Below are 23,539 nucleotides of genomic sequence, written 5' to 3'. Positions count from 1 at the left end.
GCCGGGCGAGTACGGGCGAGTGCGGGGCCTGTCAGGTGGCGGGCCGGGTGAGACGGGTCAGGTGGCCTGTCAGGTGACGGGTCAGGTTGCGGATCAGGTTGCGGATCAGGTTGCGGGTCAGGTGGCGGGTCAGGTGACGGGTCAGGTGACGGGGACGATCCCGGCGTCCGCACCCGCCGGGGTGTACTCGGCGAGCCTGGCCCGCAGACTGTCCATGCGCTGCGGCTGGTAGAGGTCGTGGAAGGCGCCCATCTCGGAGCCGTCCTCGGCGCCCCGCCCGATCTCCTCCGGGCAGCCGTGCGCCAGTTGCCCGTACGCCGGCGTCCCGTACCGCTCACTGGTGAACAGCGGGCGCACCGGAAGGCCCGCCCCCGCGCCCGCCAGGTCAGGTTGGCAGCGGTACCGGCGCGGGGTGCGCGAGCCCCGTGGCACGTACGAGAAGCGCACACAGCCGACGCCCCGCCGGGCCACGCGCAGCCACCCGGTGAAGACGCTGTTCTCCGCCATCGCCACCGCATGGGTGTGGACCTCGCCGATGACGGTCGTGCGGTGTGCGTGCAGCACGGCGTGCGCGTGGCGGCAGTCCGGGGCGGACAGCGCCGCCCGGTCGTGACCGGTGGCGTCGAGGATGCTGTCGCGGATGTGGATGTCCAGCGGGTCGGTGCCCACCTCGTCACCGATCACCTCGATGGTGCCGAGAACGCTGCGCTCGATGGCGACGCACGCGGTCGTCCGGTCCAGCACCAGGCTCGGTTCCTCGGGGGAGTGCGGGTCGCACTCCGGCTCCAGCGACCAGCCCGGCACGAGCGTGCAGTGCCGCAGCACGACCGCGCCCACGGGCCCGGAGACGTTCAGGCCGCGCCCGGTGACCAGCAGTCCATCGAGCACGACGCGCGGCGCCTCGCTGCGCGAACAGTCCTCCCCAGCGCGGATGTTGAGGGCGTCGGGCCGGTTGCTGTACCAGTCGAGCAGCCGGATCACCGGCCGCGTACCCTCGGCGGCGCGCACCTCCAGCCGGTCGCCCGGCTCGAGGTCGAAGTCCAGCTGCTCCTGGTAGGCGCCGCTGTGCGTGATCTCGATGATGCCGTCCGGGCCGCACCGCCCCGCGCGCCGGTCGCGCCGCCAGTCTCCGTACGCGTCCATGATCCGCTGGTACGCCCGCCCCGGGCCGACCCGGTAGACCTTCGCCGCCGCCGGAGTCTCCCGCTCGCGCGGGTACTCGCCGCCGCCCATGTCGTCGCAGAAGGCGTAGTGGTAGGTGACCCACACCCCCTGCCGTGGCGCCGAGCGCGATCCGAAGGCGATCCGCCCGAGCGCCGGATCGACGGCGACCTGCCCGCGCCCCGGCCGGTAGCGCCAGCCCGTCAGGTCGGCCACCACGATGTCCGACATCGGCACCGGCTCGTCCTGCCCGTCGCGCCAGATCGTGAAGGACTTGCCCGGCCCGTAGTAGTCCGCGAGCCGTTCGGCGAGCTGCCGGCGGCGGATGTACGCGGGTACGTTGTCGATGGTCGCCACATGCGCGGCCGACGGCTCCGGCACCGGCCTGGTCACCAGCGGACCGTCATTGCCCAGGATGGAGAAGGTGTAGAGGCTGCGGGCGCGGTCCACGCAGTACGCGGGCGCCCGCGTCACCCGGTACGGCTTCAGCCGCCACACGAACACCCCCACCCCGGCGGGCGAGCAGCCCCCTGGCGTACGGGCCGAGCCCGCCCGCCGGACGTCCACCGACTGGGCCACCGCCCCGAACGGCCCGCCCGCCAGATCCAGCGCCGCGCCCTTCCGTACGTCCACCAGCCCGCCGCGCCGAAGCCGCTGCGCGTTCACGGCCGCCGTGCCCGACCCGTACAGCTTGACCGGCTGATGCGCGGCGACGAGCCGGGAGAACTCCACGGCCCGCGAGGGCCACCCGCCGACCGAGCCGGCCAGCTCCTCCAGCAGCGCCAGTGTGCCCTTGCGCCGCCGGTTGGCGACCGTGGCGGCCACGTCCCGGCGCGGCGCCAGGGCCTCGGCCAGCCGTACGCGCCCCCCGTCGCCGTCCGCGTCCGCCAACCCCTTGGCCTGGACCCGCTCATAGCCGGGCAGCGGCGTGTAGCCGACCAGATCGCCCAGGTAGGGCAGCACCCACGGCGCCGCCGTCTCCACGAACCAGTCCTCGTAGTTCTGCGCGACCCCGTCGCGCACCCGGTCGACCTGCTCGGCGATCACCGCCAGCAGGGCGCGCAGCGGCTCCCCGCCCTCGGCGTCACGCAACCGGTGCCACTGCGGGAGCAGGTCCGCGAGCCCGTCCGGTTCCCTGTTGTTCGGGCTCATGCGGTGACCTCCGTCAGAATCAGCGTGTCCGGGACCTGCGGGGACAGCACGGCCAGCCGGGCCGGCCGGATGCCCCGGAACACCAACAGCACCCGGCCCTTCTCCAGCCGCCGGGTATCGGTGATGTCCGGGTTGAGCCGCAGCAGTTCGGCCAGGGGGACGCCGTACCGGGCGGCGACCCCGGAGAGCGTCTCCCCGCCCTCGGCGGTGACCCGGTGTGTGACCTCCTCGTACCGTGCGAACCCGGCCGGGACCGTGGTGCGCGGCTCTCCGAGCGCACCGGCGAGCCGGGCCGGCCCGTCGGGGGTCGCCGATGCCGGCACGCCGGTGAACACGTCCACGTCCACGTAGTCCACGCCCGGCACCGAGTGGGCCGTCGCCAGCACCTCCGAGAGCCGGGCCGGCTCGCCCAACTCGCGCCGCCCGGGCCCGAAGCGCTCCAGCAGGGCGTGGCGCAGTCGTGGCTCCACGACCGTCCAGGTGTGGTCGCGGGCCGGCTTCACCCGCGCCGAGAGCAGCAGCAGGACCGGCTCGCGCACATCCACCCGCACCGGCAGCCGCGCGTCGCCGTACTCGGTGAGCGACGCGCGCAGGGCCCGCAGCACCTGCGAGTCGGGGCCGATCGCGATGTCGTCCACACCCGCGACCGTCACGTGCAGCAGCTGGCGCCGCCCGTCGAACACCTCGCGCGCGGAGGCGCGGCCGATGCCCGCCCGGGAGCGGGCGAAGTCCTCGTAGTCCTTGACGGACACGAGCCGGTCGAGCGCGGAGACGGAGAGGGGGATGGTGCGCCGGGTCAGTCCGGGGCCGTCGGCGTCCGCGCCGCCCGTGGCCGGCTGCGGATTGGTGACGGCGGTGACGCCCAGCGGCCGGGTGATCGCCTGGGTGATGCGGTGCGCGGCGACGTTGGCGGCGCGGCCGGTGCCGAAGCGGTACCGGGCCCGGACGTTCTCGTGTCCGGCGGGGAGCCTGGCGCCGTGCACCCCGTCGCCGAACGTCACGGTCGTGCGCCCGTCCGCCGCCGTTCCCGAGACGTAGACCCGCTCGCGCGGCCCGCGCCCGGCGAGGCTGTCGACCTCGTGCCACAGCAGCCCGTCGACCCGCACCTCCAGCGTGGGCGTCGCGCCCAGGGGAGTGTCGGCGGGCAGCCAGGTCAGCGGCGACTGCCAGAGCGTGAACGTCTGGTTGGCGCGGCCGGCGTCGCCGCTGCCGATCGGCTCGTCACGGCTCTCGCCGTGGGTGGCCGGGACGACGTTCCCCTGGACGCGCACGCTGTCACGGCGGTAGCGGTACGCCAGGTCGGCGGTGAGCGTCAGCTTCGTGTGGACGTGGTCGCCGGGCAGCCGCGGGTCGAGGTACTGCTCCACGGCGGCGATCACCGCGAGTTCGGTACCCCGCACGCCGGCGGTGTTGGGGATGTCGGTGCGCTCGCCCGACACGATCAGATGACGGCCCGGCCGCAACCCGTCGTACAGGTCGGCCAGTTCGAGCTCATTGCCGTGCACGTCCTCGCCCAGCGGCTCGTCGGCCAGGCGCAGCGCCTGCCCGCCGGCGTGCACGGTGGCGTCGCGGACCGTGGAGAGCAGCACATCGTGCTCGTCCAGCCAGGGGTCGGCCAGCGTCAGCTCGGTGCCGCGGCCGGTGATCCCGAAGTCCGTGTACGCGGCGGTGCGTACGGCCGTCACGCGGGTCGTGACGAACGCGAGCTCAGGGTCGCCGGGGACGCCGCCCTCGGCGCCCTTGCGGGGGCGCTCGATCGCGACCCAGCTGCCGACCGTGATGCCGTCCTGGACCGAGTCGAGCCGCAGCACATGGCGGTCGGCCCGCTCCGGCACGGTCGCGACGCCGATCTCGACGTTCGCCGGCTCACTGCCGGCCGTGTACCGCAGGGTCACTTCCAGCCCGCCGTGGGTGACCTGCCTGTGCTCACCGGGCCGCAGCAACCAGTTGAGCGGTTCGCCGTTGTGCACGACGACATGGACGCGCCCGTCCTCGGCCGGACGGGACACGAACAGCGTCCGCTCCGGCAGCCCGGACGTGAACCGGGCGGTCACGCCCGGCTCCTGCGGGTCGGCGGGACGTCGGGTCAGCCAGCTCAGGTCGTGATCCTGGCCCACCCGGGTCCGCAGCTCCACCTGGCCCGGGCCCAGCCGGAAGGTCTTCTCAGCCGGCAGGTTCTCCGAGGTCTGCACCGAGGTGCCCGTCTCGACGTGCTGGAACTCCGCACGCACCGGCACCCGGCCCGCCGTGTCGTACACCACCCGCATCGTGGTCAGGGCCGAGCCGCCGAGCGGCCAGTCCGTCTGCCGGATGATCCGTCCGCGCTCGTCCTGCACGGCCCTGAGCGGAGCCGTCGCCCCGAACGGGGCGGCCGTCACCCGCATCGCCTGCACCTCGCGCAACAGCGCGGGCAGGGCCGGGGCGGCACGGCGCCACGCCGCGTACATCCCGTCCGCGATCCGCGGGTCCAGCGCGGACAGCAGTCGCGCGCCGAGGTCGGAGCCCGGTGCCAACAGGTCGCCGGCGGTGTGCGTCGGGGCGCTCGCCGGGGGCTTGACGACACGGGTGCGCAGCGCGGGCAGGACCCCCGCGAGGGCCCGCATGGCGGCGGACTGCGCCGGGGCAGCCGCGGGGTCCGGTGCGGGGTCCTGTGCGGGGTCCTGTGCGGAGTCCCGTGCGGGGTCCCGTGCGGGGTCCGGCACGGACGCGACCGCGCCGTCCGCCGCGGCCGGCAGGGGGTGGGAGGGCTCCAGCTCCGCCGCCCGCTCCCGCAGTTCGCCCACCACGGCTTCCAACTGCTCGAACCAGGCGGCGACCTCTCCGTACGGAGCGGCGATCGCCTGCGCCTCGGCGAGCCGCTCGTGGGGGTCGGCGAGCCGCCGGGCGAACTGCGCGGGGCTCCTGATCCCGTCCAGATCGGCGCGCAGCGGCGTCAGCACCTGGGCGTCGAACGTCTCGATGATCATGCTGATGGGCCGGGGATTGGGGTTGTCGGGCGTCGGCTCGCCGTCCTCCACCTCGAAGGGGTCCTCGGTGATCCACCGGCGCAGCTCGGCCACCAGCTCGGCCGGCGACGGCGGTGCGGACCGGGGCAGCCCGACCGCCGTCACCTCGTCGTCCCGGTCCACGCGGACCCGCGCCACCGGGAGCAGCAGGCGCCGCCCGCCCGCTTCCCCGTCCGCGCCGAACACGAACAGCAGCTTGTCCCCGGTCCGCAGGGACAGGCCGGTACCGGCGATGTGGATCTCGGACCGCTTCCCCAGGTCGTCGGCGGTCAGCAGCCCGGGCCTGCGCCGCCGTACGGTCAGCTCGTTCCAGGCCCAGCGGGCCGTCAGATCCGCGCTCGTCTCGAAGGTCTGCGCCTCCTCACCGGCCGACGCGGGCACGCTGCCGCTGCGCGCGCCGCGCGCGATGAGCACCGGCGTGTCCTCGGCGCGCGGGTCGCGGTCCAGGGTGTACGCCAGGTGCGTGTCCGCCGCGATGCCCGGCCGTGGCCGGTGCCCCACCAGCCGCCCCAGCAGCGCAAGCGAGCGGTGCTCGTCGGCGGTGCGCAGGTACCCCTCGTCGGCGATCCGCTCGGAGTGGAAGGTCAGCAGGTCCCCGACGACCGCCCACGCGTCCAGCAGTCCGATCACCGGATCGTCGGGGGTGCGGACGGTGAGCCCGCGCAGCGCCGGGTAGGCCGGCGACGCCAGCCGGTCCAGCATGGCCGCGAGGAACGAGCCGTACTCACCGACCCGGTACTCCAGGGCCGTGCGGCCCGGCGGGTTGTACGGGGCCACCGGCGCGTGGCGCTCGTCGTGCCCGCCGGCGCCGCAGCCGCAGCCGGACCCGAGGGCGGCGCTCATCGGGCTCCTCCCGTCAGCTCGATCGACAGCCGGCCGAGCTCCGGCCGGTCGGGGTCGTTGTCGCAACGCGCGATCTCCAGCGGGCCGAGCCGCAGCACGCCTGCCTCCAGTGCGGTGTCGTCGAGCGGGTTCTCATGGAAAAGCCGGGTCAGCCGGGTCACGCGTACGCTCTCCACGCCCGGGACGGCCGCCGCCACGGCCACCAGCCGGCTCAGCCGCACCGGTTCGCCGAACGACAGCGCGTCGGGGTGGAAGAACCCGAGCCGCCCGCCGGGCAGCCGGCGGCTGCCGAGCAGCCGGTAGAGCTCGGCCAGGATCTGCCCGTGCTGGTGGCCGGGCGCGGCGCACACGGTGAGCGCGATGTCCAGCGGTACGTGCCGGGCCGGGCCGACCACCAGGTCGTGACCGATCCGGCGGTAGCGCTCCAGGGCGTACGCCACCGAGTCCAGCAGCTCCGGGGACGGGTCACCGCTGCCCAGCGCGTCGACCGCGATGTGCGCCTCGCGCACACTGCCGGTCCAGCGGATCTCCGCCGCCGCGCGCTGCACCCCCGGAAGCCCGGCGGCCAGCGCCGCGTAGTCCTCGGCGGTGACGGCGCGCAGCCGCGAGCGCTTCAGCTCCAGCGGGGCCGACTGGCGTACCCGTTCCAGCGGTTCGGGATCGGTGCCGCCGACGGCGGGCAGCGGGTTGCGTACCCCCGCCACCGGCAGCGGCGCCCCGGCGTCGGACTCCCCGGGGTCACGGCAGAGCACCAGGTGGTTGATGGCCTCGGCGCCGACGTTGCCCGCCGTGCCGCCGCCGAGCCGGTAGCGCAGCTCCAGCCGGGCCCCCGGCCGGGGCCGCGCGCCGTGCGTTCCGTCGCCGAAGCGCAGGGCGATCCGCCCGTCGTCCTCCAGCTCACCGACGAAGTGCCGCTCGCGCGGGCCGCTGGCGAGCAGGTCCCGCTTCGGCGTCCACGTCTCGTCACCGTCCACGACGGTCACCGCGGGCAGCGCGTCCCGGGGGTCCGGCGCGAGCGCCGCGGCGGGCCCCCGCAGCACCGGCTCGTCCGGGTGCAGCCCCGCCGCGTAGGCGGGCCCCCAGGTATGGGCGATCTCCCAGGCGATCGAACCGTCCAGCACCGCGCCCGCCCGGGCCCGGGCCGCCAGCACCTCCAAGCGGCGCAGCTTGGCGGCCAGCAGCCGCTCGCTGCGGTGCAGCAGCTCGCGCAGCGCCCGCACTGGGTGCCGGCGCAGCTCCAGACGCTCCAGCACCCGCAGCCCGAACAGCACGGTCAGCTCGGCGATCTCCGGCTCCGACAGCCCGTCGCGGTCGCGGGCGCCGCGCCACAGCTCGACCAGCCGGGCCCTGACCCGGCCCGGGATCGCCGCCAGGTGCCCGGCCTGCCCGGCCGAGACGTGGCGCGGCTCGGGGAAGGGCACGCACTGCGCGACGGGGGAGCGGTGCAGCACGGGCCTGAAGCGCGGGGTGATGCCGGGGTACACCACCTGCGCCAGCAGCGTGTGGAGCGCCTCGGCCTGGGCGTACGCCGTGCCGGGCACCACCTTCTCGCGGCGCCGGCCGGCCAGTTCCAGCCCGAGACCGGCGCGGGTGGTCGCGTCCTCGCCGACGACGGTGAACAACTCCCGTATCTGATGAGCCGTCAGCAGCCGCCCGGCGCGCGTCTGGGACAGCCGCGCGTGGATGAGCTCGGCGGGGGCGTTGCCCCGGCCACCGTCCCAGCAGCCGAAGCCGGACGGTTCGCACGCCCCGAGAACCGCCGGCACCGGCGGCACGGTCACCGTCTCCGGCGTACCGCCGCAGAACGTCAGCGACCGTCCGTGGTCCACGAGGACGACGTTGCCGCGCGCCACGCTCACGTCCTCGACGGGCTCGCAGCCCGGGCCGCCGCGCGTGGCCAGGCACACGGGGAAGGTGAGCGCGTCCTGCTCCGCCCACGTCACCTCCAGCACCGGCCGGCCGGCCAGCCGGTCCACGACCGGGGTCACGGACGTGAGGCGTACGGCCTGCCGGTGCGCCGGATCGGCGTCGCCCGGCGTCCCGGACCGCACCCCCCGCACCTCCTCGATCAGCAGCAGATCGCCCGGCGCCAGCGCCAGCGCCCGCACCGAGCACTCCTCGTCCGCCCACTCGTCGCGCAGCGTCGCGGCCGTGGCCCCCTTGGGCAGGACGCACACCTCGCCGCCCCAGGTCCAGAAGCGGACCGTGTTGTGCGCGGGGCGCAGCACCAGCGGCTCCGCCGCCAGGACCGGCTCGAACACCTCCACCGACCCGCGCTCGTCCAGCACGGCGAGGTCCCGGTCCTCGATGACGGTGCCGATCTCCGGCCGGTCGCGCGGCCCCAGCGTGCGTACGTCCACGGCGGCGAAGCGGAACGTGCCCGGCAGCAGCGTCACTTCGCGTACGGTCTCCACCGTCACCAACGCGCGGGCGTTGACGCCGTCGTGCATCGGATAGTCGATGAGCCGCACATGCCGGCGCACGGACACCCGGCGGCGGGCCGTGTCGAGGTACGCCTCCGTGGCCACCGCGTCCTGCTGGTAGCTGATCCGGTCGGCGGTGTGGGCCAGCAGCTCGACCAGGGTGCTGCCGAGGTCGGCGGCATTGCGCTCGGCCCAGCCCGGGGTGGTCAGCGCCAGCCGGTTCAGGATCAGCGTGCGGACCGTGTCGTAGTCCCGCGCCGTGTAGTCGATGACGGGCGCCGGAAGGTGCACGGGCGGCTCGCCCTCACCCTGCTCGTCCTGGCAGTCGAACGGGGCCGGGCAGTCCGGCCGGAAGGTGAACTCGGCCGTGTAGTACCGCTGGTCGAAGCCGGGAAACGGCTCCGTGCCCGGCCGTCCGTACGGATCGGTGTCCACGACCGAGAGCCGGTAGCGGGAGGAGTCGCCGGTACGGTCCAGCGTGACCACCAGCGTGTCGTCCAGCTCCGGGTCCTCCTCGCGTTCGACGGACACCTCGACCGCCTCGATCCCGGTGATCCGGCGGCCCCCGTCGATGCGGATGTTCCGCGGGCACAGGCCCTCGGGGGCCTTGCCGAGGAAGGTGACCACCAGCGTCAGCCCGTCGTCCCCGACCTCGACGGCGTCCACGCCGCCCAGCTGCGCCGCGCGTACCTTCGCGCGCCTGTCGCGTGTGCCGTTCATGCCGGGCCGCTCCCCTCGAACGCGTCGTCGCGCCGGCTCCCGGTGGAGCGCACCACATAGCGCAGGTACACCCGGACCACGTTCTCCTCGCTCACCACATCCAGGGCCTCCACCTCGATCAGCTCGCCCAGCCACCGCTGCAGCGAGGCCTGCACCGACAGCTCCAGGGCCGAAGCCAGTTCGGGACTGTTGGGCGTGAACACCAGGTCGAGCAGTCCGCAGCCGAAGTCGGGGCGCATCACCCGCTCGCCGGGGCTGGTGAACAGCAACTGCTCGACCAGGTCCCGGACATGCTCGTCGTACTCCGCGTGCGCCGTCCGGCCCCGTGCGTCGACACGGAACGGGAAGGCGATGTCGGTACGCGCGGCCCTCGTCCTCATCCGCAGGCCACCCCCCGGTCCGCCGCCGTGGTGATGACCGGTGGCCCCTGCGGCACCAGGCCGGCCGTGAAACACAGGCCCGGCGTGCTCTCCAGCAGCACCGGCGCCCCGTCGACCAGCACGCTGTCGGCCGCCGGGGTCCAGCGGACGCTGGTGCACGGCACCGGCACCCCGTCCACCGTGTGGCGGCAGCCGGTGACGGTGTGGACGAGCGCACCGGTCGCGGCAGGCAGGCTGTCGAGCAGCACACTGTGCGACGGGGCGGGCGCGGCGCCGGCACGGCCGCCGTGTGGGCAGCCGATCAGGGTGCCCGCGTGGATGACATTCCCGGACAAGCTCTCTCTCCCCGTCTCTTGGTTCTTCTCGTCGTGCTCTCGTCTTGCTGTCGTCTTGCTCTCTGCGTCGCTTCGCGCTAGCGCTTCTTGGGCACGGTCAGCCGCCCCTGGTTGATGTCGACCCGGTCGCCGGACACCAGGACCGAGGCCCCCTGCCCGTTGTCGATGTGGACCCCGTCCCTGTTGATCCGGATGGAGGGGCCGGTCCCGTCCCTCCCCGGGGCCTGGAGGAGGATCCCGGACTCGGGATCGTCGGAGAGCACGATCTTGTGGTGGCCCTGCGTCTCGATGACGACGGGCCGGGCGTCGCGCTCGGCGCCCGCCAGGGCGTCGGCCGGCAGCTCACTCCGGTCGCCGAACCAGCAGCCCGTCCAGATGGGGTAACTCGGGTCGCCCTGCTCGAACTCGATCCACACGCCCGCCCCTTCGGACGGGATCACATACTGGCCGGCCTGCTTGCCCGTGAACGGAAAGCAGGGCATCGCCCAGGTGGACACCTCGTCACCGAGTACGTCGGGGACGTACGCGGTGATCCGGCCGATCCGCAGCGGATCGTCGTTGTCCGCGACCCGGCCCCGGAACTTGCCGAGGAAGCGGTTGTTCGATGCTGGCGCCATACGGGCTGCTCCTGCTGTCGCTGAGTCTTCGCTGTCGGGCTACGGGCGGACGGTGGTGCCGCGCGCGATCAGCCCCTCGCGCGAGAGGGTGAAGTTCTGCCGGTACGAGCCGGGCGTGAGGTTGTGGGTCACGGAGGTGACGTAGTAGTCGCCGTCGTACGTGATGCCGGCGCCGCGCACCCCCACCAGCTCGCGCGGCCGCAGCACGTAACCGTGGCGGTTGACGTCGAGCTGCCCGGAGCCGGAGATGGCGTCCGCGGAGGTCGCGGCGCGGGCGAGCGCCTCGGCCCGCGCCCGCTCGAACCCCATCTTCGCGGTGCCCGGCAGGCGCTTGCGCTTGAGCGCGGGGCTCGCCCGGCGGCCCAGCGGGGGCCGCAGCGGGCTGATGTCGGGCTGCGGGAGCAGGGTCGACTCCCGTGACAGCGGGTTCTGCCAGCGGGCCTGCGGTTCCTCGCGGGCGGCTCCGTCGTACGCGAAGGTGAGCTGGTCGACGGTGGAGTTGACGTCCATGTTGACGTTCAGCGCGTGCTGACGCTGCCCCAGCCGGCGCTGGGGACCCCAGTAGGCGAGGGACCGGCCCGGTACGGGACCGGGTTCCAGGTAGAACGTGTAACCGTTCGCGCGGGCCAGCTCATTGACGTACGCGAGGTCCGTGGCCGTCTGGTACTCCACGCGCGACTGCTGGCGGGGCGGCTGGGCGATCTGCTCGGGCACGACCTCCGGCTGGATGCCGTAGTCCACGTACTTGGCGAGGATGCGGCTGACGCGCTGGGCGGGGGAGAGGTTGGGGAAGCGGTCGGTCCGCTCCTCCAGGTCCATCAGGACCGACAGGTCCTCGCCGGTGACGGTCAGCGTGCTCTGCCCGGGCTGATTGCTCGCCCCGACCTCCTGGCGGACGATCAGGCCGTCGAGGAGGACGGTGGGCGTGCCCTTGATGGTCGTCGAGACGATGACCCGGGTACGCGGGTCGAAGAACCCCTCCGGCAGCAGCCGCTCGACGATCGCGCCCTTCTTGGTGAGGTCGAACGCCAGTTGAAAACCGCTGCGTTCGCCCGCCGTGCTGGTGATCTGGGCGGACAGCAGCGCCTCGCTGACCGCCTGCGGCACGGGGCGGGTGAGTTTGGGGCCCATCTGGAGCGTGAGATGGATGGGCCCGCCGCCGACGTACTCGTCACCCACGAAGGCCCCCGGTCGTCCCGCCACCCGGCAGCGGGACGTCGATCTCCCGGCCGGGCTCGCCGGTCAGCTCGTACGGATCGAGCACCGGGTTCGCGTCCGCGATCCGCCACCACTGGGAGGGGTCGCCGAAGTAGCGCTGGGCCAGCTGGTCCGGCCGCTCCCCGCTGCCCACGGTGTGCGGCGCGGTGTCCTCGCCCCGGTCCCGCTCCTCGGGCAGCGGCGGCAGCAGACGGCGCTTGGTGTAACGCACCTCGCTGCCGTCGGCGGCGCGGTGCACCCCGATCTCGGCGTCGTGGTACCGGCTGGAGCGGGGGTAGGGGTGCGCCCCCGGGATCGCGTCCAGCGGGCTTTCGTATGACTGGGTCATGCTTCTCCTACACCCTCCCCATTCCGATGTCGGCCCCGGTCAGCCCGAGCGCCCCCAGCCCGCCGGAGCGAGCGGCGCCGGCGAGGCGCTCCTTCTGCGCGAGATGCGCGAGGTACAGCTCGGCGCCGCGGTGGCCGGCGGGCAGATCGCTGACGGTGAGCACCTTCATGCCGATGCCGAGCGACGCCCGTATCGGATTGAGGTTCACGTCGAAGGCGGACTCGTTGATCGACAGCTCCGTCAGCCGAACGGGCATGACGCGCTTGCTGCCCCACGTGAACAGGGTCAGCGGCATCTCGATCGGGCTGATCTCGATGGTGCCCTTCTTGCTGAGCCGCGTGGCCTCCCGCAACTGCGCGGCGGTCGGCTGCACCAGCATTTCCAGAACCGCCAGCTGCGGATGGATCCCGTCGGGCGCGGACACCTCGAACTGATCGGTGGCGTCGATCTCGGCGGTGAACTTCCACGTCTCCTGCGCGGGCCCCTTGAGACGCAGCGCCTCATTCCGGTCCCCACCGCCCCCGCCCCCGGACCCGTCCCCCGCGCCCCCGGCCACCTGGGGCGCGAGGCTGCGTTCGAGGGTGTCGGGGTTGAACTGCAGCACGATGATGCGCTGCGGCGTGCCGCGCTCGGGGTCGACGATGACGATGCCGGAGCGGATGGGTTTGGGGATGTCGGCGTAGCGGGTCATCGCTTCTCCACCAGGCCTTCCCTAAGTGCTCCCAGCACGGACAGCACGTCCGTGTCGGTCTCCATCGCCATGGCTTCTCGGACGACGGGCAGTGCCTCCGGCCATGCCGAATAGGAGAGAGCCCAGGCGGTGGCGAGGCGAACCTGTGGTTCGGGACTTCTCAACAGGCGCGTGAACGTGCCGAGAAAGGCCGGATCGCAAGCATTCGGCGCGCCAAGCCCCGCCCGGAGGATCTTCTGGTTGTCCCTTTCCGTGGCGGTCGCGGGATCGGGCAGGTCCGAAAGCAGGCGATCAAGGCTCACCGTACGGAACTGGGTTTCCAGGAGCGGCTCCATCCCCTCGGTCGTTTCCTTGTCGGAGCCCTCCGTGTACACGAAGGCGCATTGGGACAGGGAGTCCTCGACGTAAAAGACCCTGACGCCTTCGATGACCTCCCAGGCTCGTTGCCGGTGGAAACCGCGCCGCTCCGGCTCGTCGATGTCCACAACAAGGGGGTATCCCGCACCGGAGAACACCCGTGTGACGTCGTCGAGAGGCTTGTCCTCCAGCACCAGACGGCGAGTGACATGCAAGGGGCTCATGAACTTCTCGTATTCCTTCGGTTGTTTACGGCGTAGACGTTCAGCAGGAATTCCTCATCCCCGAGCCTGATGTGCAGTTGCTCGATGAGCTCCCTTATCACTGCCGGTTTGTCTCCTGTCAGCGCGTACACATCGTCGATGCCGGCGAAAGCCGAGAGCGTGTTGTACATGCGCTCCACGAGGCCGAGCCGTGTCGCCTGGGCGGCTTCGAACTCCTCGCGGGTCATCCCCCGTGCGGCGCCCATCCGCCGGTTCCACCGGCTTTCCATGGTCCGTGGCGGGATCCGGGAGATCCGCTCGCGGACCCTTCTCAGGTCTGCCGCCGTCATGGCACGGAGTCGTGGCGCCCTGTTCAGATGGCTCCGTGCCCCCGGAACCGTACTCACCGCCTGCATGCCGGTCATCGGCCCACGTGTGAAGATCCGCGGGAAATCCCAGCCCGGGACGCCCTGACTGATGTTCTGCAACTCCACCGCGGGAATCCCGTACATGGGAAGAAAACGGTGGGACTCTGCCGTCTGCCGGACGAGCAGCACCTGAAGTATCTCCAGGTCCGCCGGACTGAGATCGGACAGATCTCCCAGAAGTGAGAGCCCTCTGTTCGCTTCCGCCGTTCCCCAGGCGGCGCTGCGACGTCCCATGGTGTCGTAGCCACTCATGCGGAGACCGGGAAGGTAGATGATGCCGGAGGCATCGGCGACGGACCCTCTCTCCCGCACCGCTTGAATGCCATGGGGCAGCGTCAGGTTGCTGACCGTCGGCGGCCTTGGCTGACCGCGCGGGACGACAGCGGGGGCGGGCAGGGGATTGGCGAGCATCTGCTGGGTGAGGGATGCGACGCTCGCCCCCGAGTTGCCCGTCGGGGTGATGTCGCGATTGTCCTGCCCCGCTTGCTGCCAGGACGGATTCGATGCCTGCTGCTCGGCGACGCGCTCCCGGGCCTGTTCACTGTACTGGGCGAAGACATTGATGGCGTCTTCCCGAATCGGTTCGGCGTTCTCCGGCGGGGAAGGGAGCCGGGGGTTGAGCGTGGCCCAGATTTTCGACGCACCGGCCCCCTCTTTGGCAAGTGACGTCAGCCGGTACCAGCTACGCATGACCGAGAGCATGGCGTTCATTGGGCCGACGGACATTCCCCGCTTCAGCCGTGACCTGATGCGCGGCGTGGTGCGGGCGACGATCCGGCGCAGCCGTTCCAGCTTCGATTCCTCGGAGTTCTCCTTCTTCCGCCGCTGGTCCCGCTGCCGCCTCTTCTGCTCCTGACGCTTCTTCTGCTGCTCCCGCAGCAGATCGCGGCGGCGCCGGTACGCGTCGCGCAGACTGCGGGAGGTGTTGTCCAGCTCGCGGCGGCGCCGGTTGTCGCGGTCGTTGTCGCGGTCCAGGTGGCGCTGGGCGCGGCGGTTGCGGGTCAGGGCCGCCTTCACCGTCTGCCTGGCGCGGCTCGTGGCCCGCTCGGCCGGTGAGGGCTCGCGGCGGCGCGGGGCCGGCTTGGTGCCCTCCTGCTCGCGGCGCGGGCGGGTGCGGTCCCGGTCCTGGGCGTCGGTGCGCCGGCTGGGGCCCGTCTCGCGGTCACGGTCGTGGTCCGGCCCGCGCGTGTCGGGCCTGCGCGTGTCCGGCCGCGTCGGGCGTGGTGTGGGGCGCCGGGTGTCGGGGCGCGCGGGGGAGCGGGTGGGGCGGGGGCGGACAGGACGTGTGCGGCGGGCCGGTTTCTTCAGGTCGTCCTTCGCCTGCTCCGTCTTCCGCCGGGCCTGCTCCGCCTCCTTCCTGCCCGGCCGGTCGGCCGGACGCCCGTCGGGCTTCTGCGTGGCCTGCGGCCTGTCCGGGGGGTTCGGACGCGTCGGGTCCTTGGGGGCGTTGGGCGCGGTCGGTGTCTTCGGCCGGTCGGAGTCCTTCGCCGCCCCCGGCTTCTTGAGGTTCGCCGCGACCCCGCGCAGCCGGTCGCCGACCTTCTTCACGTACTTGCCGACGCCACTGAGCAGCGCCTCGTACGCCAGTTCCAGCAGCGCCACCACACCGGAGGCCACCGCCTTGGCGAACAGCACACCCGCGTTGCCGCCCTTGACCGCCTTCAGATAGTCCATGAACGCGCCGAACGCCTTCAGGATCTCGCTCAGCGCACCCCACGCGGCCTTCAGCGCGTCGATCACGGCCATCACCCACCCCGCGCCCGGGATCAGCTTGGCGATGATCTTCGTGACGACGACCTCGCCGATGATGACCGGCAGTTCGGGAAGCGCCGCGTCCCACGCCTCCTTCGCCATCTGCTCCCTGCTCACCCCTCCTCTGAGCAGGGCGTCGAAGATCTCCTTGGGCAGGCCCAGCACTTCCTGGATCTTCTCGTTGAACCAGTTCTTGACCGCCGAGGTGACCTCGCGGAACAGATGGTTCTTCGCTCCGTCCTCCGCCGACGCCTTGGCGCCGCTGAGCCAGGCGCCCGGGTCCACGATGATGTCGGCCGCGATCATCGCCCACTCGCCCAGCGCGTTCAGCAGCCCCAGCGCGAAGTCCATGATGGCCTTCACCGCGCTCATCACGGCCGCGACCGCCAGCCGCAGGCCCTCCTTGAGGGCGTTGAGAATGTCGCTGAGGATCCTGCCGATCCTGTTGAGCAGCTCGGTGATCATCCGCTTCAGCTCGTCGGCGATCCGCTGGACGAGCGCGATCGCCGCGTCGCGGAGACGGATGATGAGGTTGCGGATGCGGTTGGCGATGTCGAGGATCGCGTCGAGGAGGTCCTTGGCCAGCTGGATCAGCGCCTCGGTGAACTCCTTGAACTTGTCGATGATGAACTGGCGGGCCTCCTCGATCCAGCGGACCACCGTGCCCTTGAAGTCGGTGATCAGCTGGACTACCGCTTGGCGGGCACGCCGGAAGAACCCCACGATGGCGTTCTTGAGCTGGATGAGCTTCTCGCGGATCCAGTCGAACGCCTTGGACAGCCAGCTCCCTGAGCTCTCCTTGGCCGTCTGGCGCTCCCTGACGGCGTTGTCCCGCGCGTCCTTGTTCTGCTTCCCGATGCTCTCTTCGTCGTTCTTACGGCGGTCCTCGACCTCCTGGTCGGTCTTCTTCTCCTTCTCCTGGACTTCCTGGCGGATCTTGCCGACCTTCTCGGTCTTCTTCGTACCGAGGCTCTTCAGCTCCCTGTCCTGCTCGGTACGCCACTGCTCCCGCTGCCGGGCCACCTCGGCCCTGGTCTTCTCGCGCTCCGACGCCTGCGCCCTGGTGTTGGCGTCGATCTCGCTGCGGACCTGCTGCTTGTGGCGTTCCTGGGACTCCCTGGTGTCCCGGTCCTTGACCTGGCGCTTGTCGGACATGGTCTTCTGACCGTCGCCGTACGCGGCCTGGAGCTGCGGGCCGCGCTCGTGCTCCGCCACCTCGGACACGGCCTCCGGCGGAATCCGGCCCGCGGCCGCACCTCCCGCACCTCCCGCGCCGCCGCCCGCGCCCTGGCCGCCCTGCGCTCCCGGCACCTTCGAGGCCAGGGTCTCCTTGGGGACATCGGGGTAGACCTGGTCCTCACCGAGCGGACGCGCCGCGTCGTCACGTCCGGCCGCGTGCAGCTCGTTGCCCTTGCTGTCGACCTCGGTGCCCTGCTCGGCGGCGCGGCCACCGGTCTCGCCCTCCAGCCCCACACCCGGCGCCGTGCCCACCGACGCCTTGGCGAGCATCTCGTCCTCGGTCGGCAGGTCCAGGATCCACCGGACCAGCGCGTCGGAGTCGATGATGTCCTCATCCGCGCCGACCAGTTTCCCGAGCCCGTTCACCGCCCCGGCGATGAGCTGGGCTCCGCCGGCCAGCAGCCCTTGCAGCGTGCTGGGTTCCTCGATGTCCATCCCCGGGATCTCACCCTCCGGGGTCTGCTCGCCCTCGACCTCCGCCTTCTCCTTCTCGGGAGCGTCGACCGTGGCGGCCGGGTCGGCGGAGTACTGCCCCGGCGCGGAGGTCGTGGGCGCGCCGTGCAGTGTCTGGGGGGCGCCCACGGGCCGTTCCATGGTGGGCGGCGCGCTCCGCAGCGCCCGGTGCTCGTCACCGACCGTCCGGTCCACCGCGCCGTTCACCCCGCCCAGCGCCTCAAGGGCCCGGTGCGGCTTCAGTTTCGCGGCGCTGCTCAGCCCGGCTTCCGGCGACACCCTCGACAGGTTGGGCGGAGCGGGGTCCTGCTTGGGCTTCGCCGCCGCGGCGGCGCGTGCGCGGCCACCACCGCCACCGCCTCCCGAGGCGCGGCGCGTGCCACCGCCGCCGCCCTTGGTACGGGGAGCCGGGCCGGCCGGCCGCGAAGGGGCCGGCGCCGGGGCACGGGCCGGCGAGGGAGCCGGTGCGGAATCGGCGGTGGAGGGAGCGGGAACCGGCGCATCGGCCGCGGTGCTGCCCTGGCCCGTGCCGCCCGCCCCCGAGACATGGCTGTCGCGCGCGGGGGAGGAGTCGGTGTGCCGCTCCACGCTCCCGCCAGGTCCGCCCGGCCCGGCAGAGCCGGCAGACCCGGCGCCACCGCCGGGCGAGCCCTCGGAGCGGTCCGCGGAGGGGGACGCCGCAACGCCGGTCGTGGCCGAGGCAGTTGGCGCCGCACCTGATGAGCCCGCGCTCTGCGACCCCGTGGAGCCCGTCGAGCCGGCCGCCGGGGATTGCTCCTGCGGCGAGGAACTCCCGCTGGACGCCGCTGCCCGCTCCGTCTGCTGCCGCTCGGCGGCGGGCGTCGTCGGCTCAGCGTCCGGCCCCGGCACGGCTGCCGCCTCCGCCTGCCGCTGGGACGCTTCCCCCTCGGCCTGCTCCCGGTCCTCCCCGCCGGTTCCCGGCTTCGGCCCCTTCTCTCCGCTCTCCCCCAGGCCGGTGGCCTCCGGCGCCGTGGCACGTCCCGCGACCGGCGGCGCCGCCCGCAGAGCCGGTGCGCCCAAGTTCCCGGCCCCGGTGGCGGCGCCCGACGAGTCGGCCGCCCCGTCGGCGCCGGGAGCGGGCGCCGGTGCCTCCTCGTCGTCCGACCGGGCCTCCCGCGCGTCCTCCTCCTCGCGCCTCGCCTGGACCTGTTCGGCCTTGGTGGGGGGCGGCTGCGGGAAGGAGGGCATCTGCTGAGCCGCGCCGGAACCCTGGCTCAGCCGGTCCACGGTCGGTACGCCGGAGACGTCGGGGTCGGCTTCGGGTACGAAGTCCTCGGGCTTGAGCTCGGTGTCCCAGGCGCTCTCCTCCCGCTCTCCCTCCTCCTCGCCGGGGGCCCCGAGCTCACCCTCCACGCCCGTCTCAAGGCTGAACGGGTCCTCGTCCGCCGCCTGCTCGTCCTGGCGGCGCTTGCCCTCCAGGGTGCTCCGGGCGCCGGGATCGGCGGTCTTCAGCAGCGGTCCCGGTTCGACCCCGGCGCGCTTCCCGCCGCCGTCCTCGCGCTCGTCCTCCTTGGCCGGCCGCTCCCCGGCGACCAGCGGCTCGGCGGCGCCGGGCCGGTTCTTCGCGGCCGACTCCTCCGTGCCGGGGGCCGGAGCCTCACCGGGCTCCTTGCCCTCGGTGTCCTTCCCGCCGATCTGCTCCCGGCCGCCCTTCTCCTGCCCGCTCCGGGACGCCGAACCGCCCCCGGCCGCGTTCGCCGCCGTCCCCGTACCGGCCCCGGCCCGGCTGCCGCCGCCGCGTACGGGCGTCTCGGCGGAACGCCCCCGTGAACCCGACGCGGCGGGGGCTCCACCGCCGCCGGGCCGCTGCGACCCGGGCCGCCGCGCACCGGGCCGCCCCGCCCGCGGATCACGGCCGCCCGACGAGGAACCCCGCTCCCCCTCCGGACCACGGGCCTCCTCGGGAACACGTTCCTCCCCCCGAACACGTTCCTCCCCCCGAACACGTTCTTCCCCCCGAACACGTTCTTCCCCCCGAACACGTTCTTCCCCCCGAACACGTTCTTCCCCCCGAACACGTTCCTCCTCCCGAACACGGGCGTTCTCACCGTCCCGGGGCGCCTCCTGCCGGCGCGATGCCCGCTCCCGGTCGTCCTCCAGCCGCTCGACGGCGTCCGGCAGCGCACCGGGAGTCTCCGAGGTGTCCTGCTCCTGAAGGTCCGCCTCCTCGGTCTCCTCCACCAGCTCGATCAGGTGCTCGTGCTCCGAGCTGAGCAGCCGGACCCCCAGCCGGTCCAGCACGGCGTCCTGCATCTCCTCGGAGAGCCGCGCGAGTTGGGTGCGTACCCGCTTGGAGCGGTCCTGCGGGTCGCCGCGCAGGGACCGCACCACGCCGTTCGCCAGCCGGTCGAGCAGGCTCGCCGGGTCCATCTCCTCCAGGCGCCGCCGGTCGGCGTCCACGGTCGCGTACCGCAGCCAGCCGGGCGTCACGTGGCCCGGCCCCACCTCGGGGGAGGTGCCGGCCTCCCGTACGAGGTTTCGCGCCGCCGACTCCGCCTCGCGTTCCACCGACTCCTGCGGCAGGCTCACCGCGCCCAGGTCCCGTCCCGCGCGGAGCGCGCCGAGACCCTCCGGGTTCTGCACCGTGTGCAGCAACTCGTGCGCCAGCAGCCGCTGCCCGTCCACGGTCCCCGGACGGTACGCCCCCGCACGGAAGAAGATGTCCTGGCCGACGGCGACCGCGTCCGCGCCCAGCATGTCCGTGAGCGCGCCCGCGTCCCGGTCGGTGTGCAGCCGTACCCGGCTGAAGTCGTGCCCGAGCCGCTCCTCCAGCTCCCGCCGCACGCTGAGGTCCAGCGGCTGACCGGCCCCGCTGACGATGTCCCTGGGCTCCGGCGTACGCGACGCGGACGCGGACCGCTCCTTGCGCTTGCGGCGCCGTTCCCCCTGCGCCGCAGTACGGGCGTCCTGTGCGCGGGACGTGCTCATCGCGGCTCACCCCGCCCCGAAAGCCCGGCGTGCACGGCGCGTGCCAGCGCCTCGCCGAGCCGCCCCGGCGAGGTGGTCGCGGGCAGCGGCGGCAGCCCGGACAGGGCGTCCAGCGCACGGCCACCGTCCGCGGCCAGCGGTACGCCACGCTCCCGTACGAGCCGGGCCAACTCCGTCTGGAAGGCGGCCGACACCCGGTCGGGGTCCAGCGGCCCGAAGCCGTCGAGCACCAGCTCACCGATGTCGACCCGTACGGCGCGCACGGCGCGCACGGCGTGCTCCGCGCGTTCCGCGCGTTCCGCGCGTTCCGCGCGCTCCGCCCGTGGGGTACGAGGTGCCTCGTTCACACCCATCCGTGGACCTCCGAGGGTGTCAAGGAGCGGTCCAGCTTCAGGTATTCGGTGCGGGCGGCCGCCAGCATGTGGCGCATCTGGAGACGGTCGCCCTCCTCCGCGGCGAGGAAGGCGCCCGACAGCGCGATATTGCGGATGGAGCCGCCCGCCACGGTCAGCCGGGCCAGCAGCGCCGGATCGATGCCCTTCATCGGCGCCCGCGCGGGCAGCACCCGCCGCCAGATCTCGGCGCGCTCGCTCTCGCCGGGGAAGGGGAAGTCGACGACGAAGCGGATCCGGCGCAGGAACGCCGTGTCCAGCGCCTGCTTCATGTTGGTGGTCAGGATCGCCAGGCCCCGGTACGCCTCCATCCGCATCAGCAGATAGCTGACCTCCAGGTTCGCGTACCGGTCATGGCTGTCCTTGACCTCGCTGCGCTTGCCGAACAGCGCGTCCGCCTCGTCGAACAGCAGCAGCGCGCCGCCGCGTTCGGCGGCGTCGAAGACCTTCCGCAGGTTCTTCTCGGTCTCGCCGATGTACTTGCTGACCACCTGGGACAGGTCGATGATGAACAGATCCAGCCCCAGTTCCCTCGCCATCACCTCGGCGGCGAGGGTCTTGCCCGTGCCGGACCCGCCCGCGAAGAGCGCGGTGACGCCGAGCCCACGGCGCAGTGTGGCCGCGAAGCCCCACTCCTGGTACACGGTGGAACGCTGCCGCACATGCGCGACGACCTCGCGCAAAACCTTCACCTGCCGCTCGGGCAGCACCAGATCCCCCCACCCCGCCTGCGGCTCGATCCGCCGGCCCAGCTCGTCCATGCCCATCCGGGCCTCGGCCAGCCCGGCCCGCCAGGCCGACCCCGCGGCGTCCAGTCCGTCGTCACCCGGCAGGCCCCGTGCGGCGGCCGCGCCCGCCGAACGGATCAGGTGCGGCGGCAGCGAGAACTGCGCCACCAGCTCCTTGAGGTCGTCCTCGGACACCTCCGGTACGCCGGCGAAGGCGTCCGCCCACACACTGAGCTGCTCCTCGGTGTCCAGAACCGGAACGGTGACCCGCTCGCCGCGCGTCGCCCGTGCCGTCTGCCGCGGATCCGCACTCGATACGACGAGGGGGACCGCGGCGCTCTCGATGAAGGCGTCCGTGGCGACGACCTGGTCGCGCTCCAGGTCGCCGACCTCCACCAGCAGCGCGGCCGGCAGCAGAATCGCCTCCCGCTGCCAGAGCCGGGCCAGCCGGTCGCGTGCGGCGGGGTCGGTGGGGATGTCGTCGGCGGCCATCGCGTACAGACCCAGCCCGGAGCGGCGCGCGGCCGCGGCGGCGATGTCGGCGCGCGAGCGCGGGTCACCGCCCACCAGCTCGACACGGAGCGGGGCGTGCTGCCCGGCGCCGCCCGTCCAGCCAGCGGCCACGCGGCCCGCGGCCACGTCGTAGGAGGGGGGCAGCGACGCGGGCACGGCCGTACGGCGCAGCAGCCCGTGCAGCCGGGCGTCCAGATACGGCGTGCCCACCAGGAAGTGCAGGATCCGCTCGTCGAGCCGCAGGCGGGAGGTGGTCAGCCGGGTCTCGTCGTCCAGTTCGACCAACCGCCAGCGGCGCAGCGGGGCGACGGGCGTCAGCGCGCTCCAGTGCGGGTCGGCGAGCGCGGCGAGGGCGAGCGAGAAGGTGGGGTGGGCCCGGTCGGGATCGCCGCACGCGGCGGCGCAGCGGCTCGCGGCGGTGGGGTCCAGTTCCGCCGCGGCGGCCAGCAGGACGACGTCGCGTTCGAAGGGCGTGAGCCCGAAGCAGCCGACGAGAGCGTCCAGGGCCGCCGGGCCGGCCCCGCCACCACCCTGCGACGCGGACGCGGACGTGGACGCGGGCGAGGACGCGGACGCGAGCGTGGACGGCCCGGACGTGGACGTGGACGTGGACGCGGGCGTGGCGCCGTCCCCGGTCGCCGTGGCGTCCGCAGCGGTGGGCCGCCCGTCACGGCCGGGGGCAGCGCCCCGCCCCGCCCGTGCCGCGTGCGCGTCCACGCGGGCGAGGACCGAGCCGATGGCCGCGGTCAGTGCCCGGCCGTCCGCGTTCATCGCCGCGTCGGCCGCTCGTACGTGCCCATGTCGTCACCCGCCCCCGTGTCCCGCACCGTCCCTCAGCTCTCCGTCTCCGTGGCCTTGCGGGAACGGGCGGGAGCGGAGCGCTTCGCGGCCCGCTTCCTCGCAGGCGCGGCCTTCCCCGCCGGCGCCTTCTCCGCCGGCGCCTTCTCCGCCGGCACGCTCCCCGCCGGCGCCGCATCGGCCGACGCGGCCTCTTCCACCCGCTCCGCCCCCGGCGACGGAGGCACCGGAGCGCCCGGCGCGCCGAACGGCAGCGCCCGTACCGAGTGCCGTTCGACCGGCTTCGCCGGGACCGGCCTCTCGCGGCCCTCGATCAGGACCAGCGACGCCTGGTACGCCACCGACAGCGCGTACGGAGTCTGGTGCAGCATCCCCCACAGCTTGGACGTCTCGTCGATGTCCATCACCGTCGGCGTGAACCGCACCCTCTGCGGCGACTGCGCCAGATCGCTGCCCGCCAGATACGGGCGCTCCGCCGCGAGGGCGATCAACTCACTCGGCAGCACCGGGAACTCGTGCAGTGTGCGCACCACGCACCCGATCAGCCGCTGGCCGACGAGCTCGGCCTCCTCCCCGTACGCGCTGATCAGGTAGTGCAGGTCCAGCGGCGCGGCCGCGCGCTTGACCAGCGTGCCGTCCGAGGCACGCGTGGGCAGGTCGTGGTGGCGCATCGAGGCGTTGGGCGTGACCTGGTAGAGGAAGACGTTGATGGTCGGCTCGGTGGGCTCCCGCAGCTCGATCTGGCTGTAGTCGGCGGTCATGAGGGATTCGAAGCCCTCGCCGACGACGAAGCCATGGCGGATGGCGCGGCCCTCGTCGGTGCGCACCGGCACGTTCTGCAGGTTGGGGTCGGT

General features: G+C 73.3%; 14 protein-coding genes. All 14 read right to left on the bottom strand.

All coding sequences use genetic code 11. The features are described from left to right. Positions 1-141: 141 nt before the first annotated feature. Positions 142-2,313, bottom strand: coding sequence for a hypothetical protein (locus QWM81_RS01570; protein WP_290109555.1), 2,172 nt, complete (start codon positions 2,311-2,313; stop codon positions 142-144). Continuing rightward, positions 2,310-6,161, bottom strand: a complete 3,852-nt coding sequence (locus QWM81_RS01565) for a putative baseplate assembly protein (RefSeq protein ID WP_290109554.1) — start codon at positions 6,159-6,161, stop codon at positions 2,310-2,312. The genes QWM81_RS01570 and QWM81_RS01565 overlap by 4 nt, the downstream gene beginning before the upstream one ends. After that, the gene (locus QWM81_RS01560) at positions 6,158-9,304 is read right to left on the bottom strand and encodes a putative baseplate assembly protein (protein WP_290109553.1); all 3,147 of its coding nucleotides are present in this window, start codon (positions 9,302-9,304) and stop codon (positions 6,158-6,160) included. Before QWM81_RS01560 ends, QWM81_RS01565 begins: the two co-directional genes overlap by 4 nt. After that, positions 9,301-9,684, bottom strand: a complete 384-nt coding sequence (locus tag QWM81_RS01555) for a GPW/gp25 family protein (RefSeq protein WP_290109552.1) — start codon at positions 9,682-9,684, stop codon at positions 9,301-9,303. Before QWM81_RS01555 ends, QWM81_RS01560 begins: the two co-directional genes overlap by 4 nt. Continuing rightward, the gene (locus QWM81_RS01550) at positions 9,681-10,019 is read right to left on the bottom strand and encodes a hypothetical protein (RefSeq protein WP_290109551.1); all 339 of its coding nucleotides are present in this window, start codon (positions 10,017-10,019) and stop codon (positions 9,681-9,683) included. Before QWM81_RS01550 ends, QWM81_RS01555 begins: the two co-directional genes overlap by 4 nt. A 77-nt stretch (positions 10,020-10,096) precedes the next feature. Next, complete coding sequence (locus tag QWM81_RS01545; RefSeq protein WP_290109550.1) at positions 10,097-10,636, bottom strand: phage baseplate assembly protein V; 540 nt, start codon at positions 10,634-10,636, stop codon at positions 10,097-10,099. A gap of 39 nt (positions 10,637-10,675) precedes the next feature. Beyond that, complete coding sequence (locus tag QWM81_RS01540) at positions 10,676-11,815, bottom strand: hypothetical protein (RefSeq protein ID WP_290109549.1); 1,140 nt, start codon at positions 11,813-11,815, stop codon at positions 10,676-10,678. Continuing rightward, positions 11,808-12,182, bottom strand: a complete 375-nt coding sequence (locus QWM81_RS01535) for a LysM peptidoglycan-binding domain-containing protein (RefSeq protein ID WP_290109548.1) — start codon at positions 12,180-12,182, stop codon at positions 11,808-11,810. The genes QWM81_RS01540 and QWM81_RS01535 overlap by 8 nt, the downstream gene beginning before the upstream one ends. Before the next feature lie 7 nt (positions 12,183-12,189). Beyond that, on the bottom strand, positions 12,190-12,873 hold the full coding sequence (locus QWM81_RS01530; protein WP_290109547.1) for a hypothetical protein: 684 nt from the start codon (positions 12,871-12,873) through the stop codon (positions 12,190-12,192). Further along, the gene (locus QWM81_RS01525) at positions 12,870-13,454 is read right to left on the bottom strand and encodes a HEAT repeat domain-containing protein (RefSeq protein WP_290109546.1); all 585 of its coding nucleotides are present in this window, start codon (positions 13,452-13,454) and stop codon (positions 12,870-12,872) included. The genes QWM81_RS01530 and QWM81_RS01525 overlap by 4 nt, the downstream gene beginning before the upstream one ends. Next, complete coding sequence (locus QWM81_RS01520; protein WP_290109545.1) at positions 13,451-20,254, bottom strand: eCIS core domain-containing protein; 6,804 nt, start codon at positions 20,252-20,254, stop codon at positions 13,451-13,453. Before QWM81_RS01520 ends, QWM81_RS01525 begins: the two co-directional genes overlap by 4 nt. Further along, a complete protein-coding gene (locus QWM81_RS01515) occupies positions 20,251-20,601 on the bottom strand; it encodes a hypothetical protein (RefSeq protein WP_290109544.1) in 351 nt (116 codons plus the stop codon). The genes QWM81_RS01520 and QWM81_RS01515 overlap by 4 nt, the downstream gene beginning before the upstream one ends. After that, positions 20,598-22,658, bottom strand: coding sequence for an ATP-binding protein (locus tag QWM81_RS01510; RefSeq protein WP_290109543.1), 2,061 nt, complete (start codon positions 22,656-22,658; stop codon positions 20,598-20,600). The genes QWM81_RS01515 and QWM81_RS01510 overlap by 4 nt, the downstream gene beginning before the upstream one ends. Positions 22,659-22,720: 62 nt before the next feature. After that, the coding region (locus QWM81_RS01505) for a Pvc16 family protein (protein WP_290109542.1) at positions 22,721-23,539 on the bottom strand (819 nt) is incomplete at its 5' end.

The sequence above is a fragment of the Streptomyces ficellus genome, from assembly GCF_030406405.1.
GTDB classification, from domain to species: domain Bacteria; phylum Actinomycetota; class Actinomycetes; order Streptomycetales; family Streptomycetaceae; genus Streptomyces; species Streptomyces ficellus_B.
This window is presented reverse-complemented; position numbering and strand designations above follow the sequence as displayed.

What these genes read in the sequence shown, in the direction of transcription:
- QWM81_RS01570 (WP_290109555.1), bottom strand. Translation starts at nt 2,313, where the DNA reads ATGAGCCCGAACAACAGGGAACCGGACGGGCTCGCGGACCTGCTCCCG.
- QWM81_RS01565 (WP_290109554.1), bottom strand. Translation starts at nt 6,161, where the DNA reads ATGAGCGCCGCCCTCGGGTCCGGCTGCGGCTGCGGCGCCGGCGGGCAC.
- QWM81_RS01560 (WP_290109553.1), bottom strand. Translation starts at nt 9,304, where the DNA reads ATGAACGGCACACGCGACAGGCGCGCGAAGGTACGCGCGGCGCAGCTG.
- QWM81_RS01555 (WP_290109552.1), bottom strand. Translation starts at nt 9,684, where the DNA reads ATGAGGACGAGGGCCGCGCGTACCGACATCGCCTTCCCGTTCCGTGTC.
- QWM81_RS01545 (WP_290109550.1), bottom strand. Translation starts at nt 10,636, where the DNA reads ATGGCGCCAGCATCGAACAACCGCTTCCTCGGCAAGTTCCGGGGCCGG.
- QWM81_RS01535 (WP_290109548.1), bottom strand. Translation starts at nt 12,182, where the DNA reads ATGACCCAGTCATACGAAAGCCCGCTGGACGCGATCCCGGGGGCGCAC.
- QWM81_RS01530 (WP_290109547.1), bottom strand. Translation starts at nt 12,873, where the DNA reads ATGACCCGCTACGCCGACATCCCCAAACCCATCCGCTCCGGCATCGTC.
- QWM81_RS01525 (WP_290109546.1), bottom strand. Translation starts at nt 13,454, where the DNA reads ATGAGCCCCTTGCATGTCACTCGCCGTCTGGTGCTGGAGGACAAGCCT.
- QWM81_RS01520 (WP_290109545.1), bottom strand. Translation starts at nt 20,254, where the DNA reads ATGAGCACGTCCCGCGCACAGGACGCCCGTACTGCGGCGCAGGGGGAA.
- QWM81_RS01510 (WP_290109543.1), bottom strand. Translation starts at nt 22,658, where the DNA reads ATGAACGCGGACGGCCGGGCACTGACCGCGGCCATCGGCTCGGTCCTC.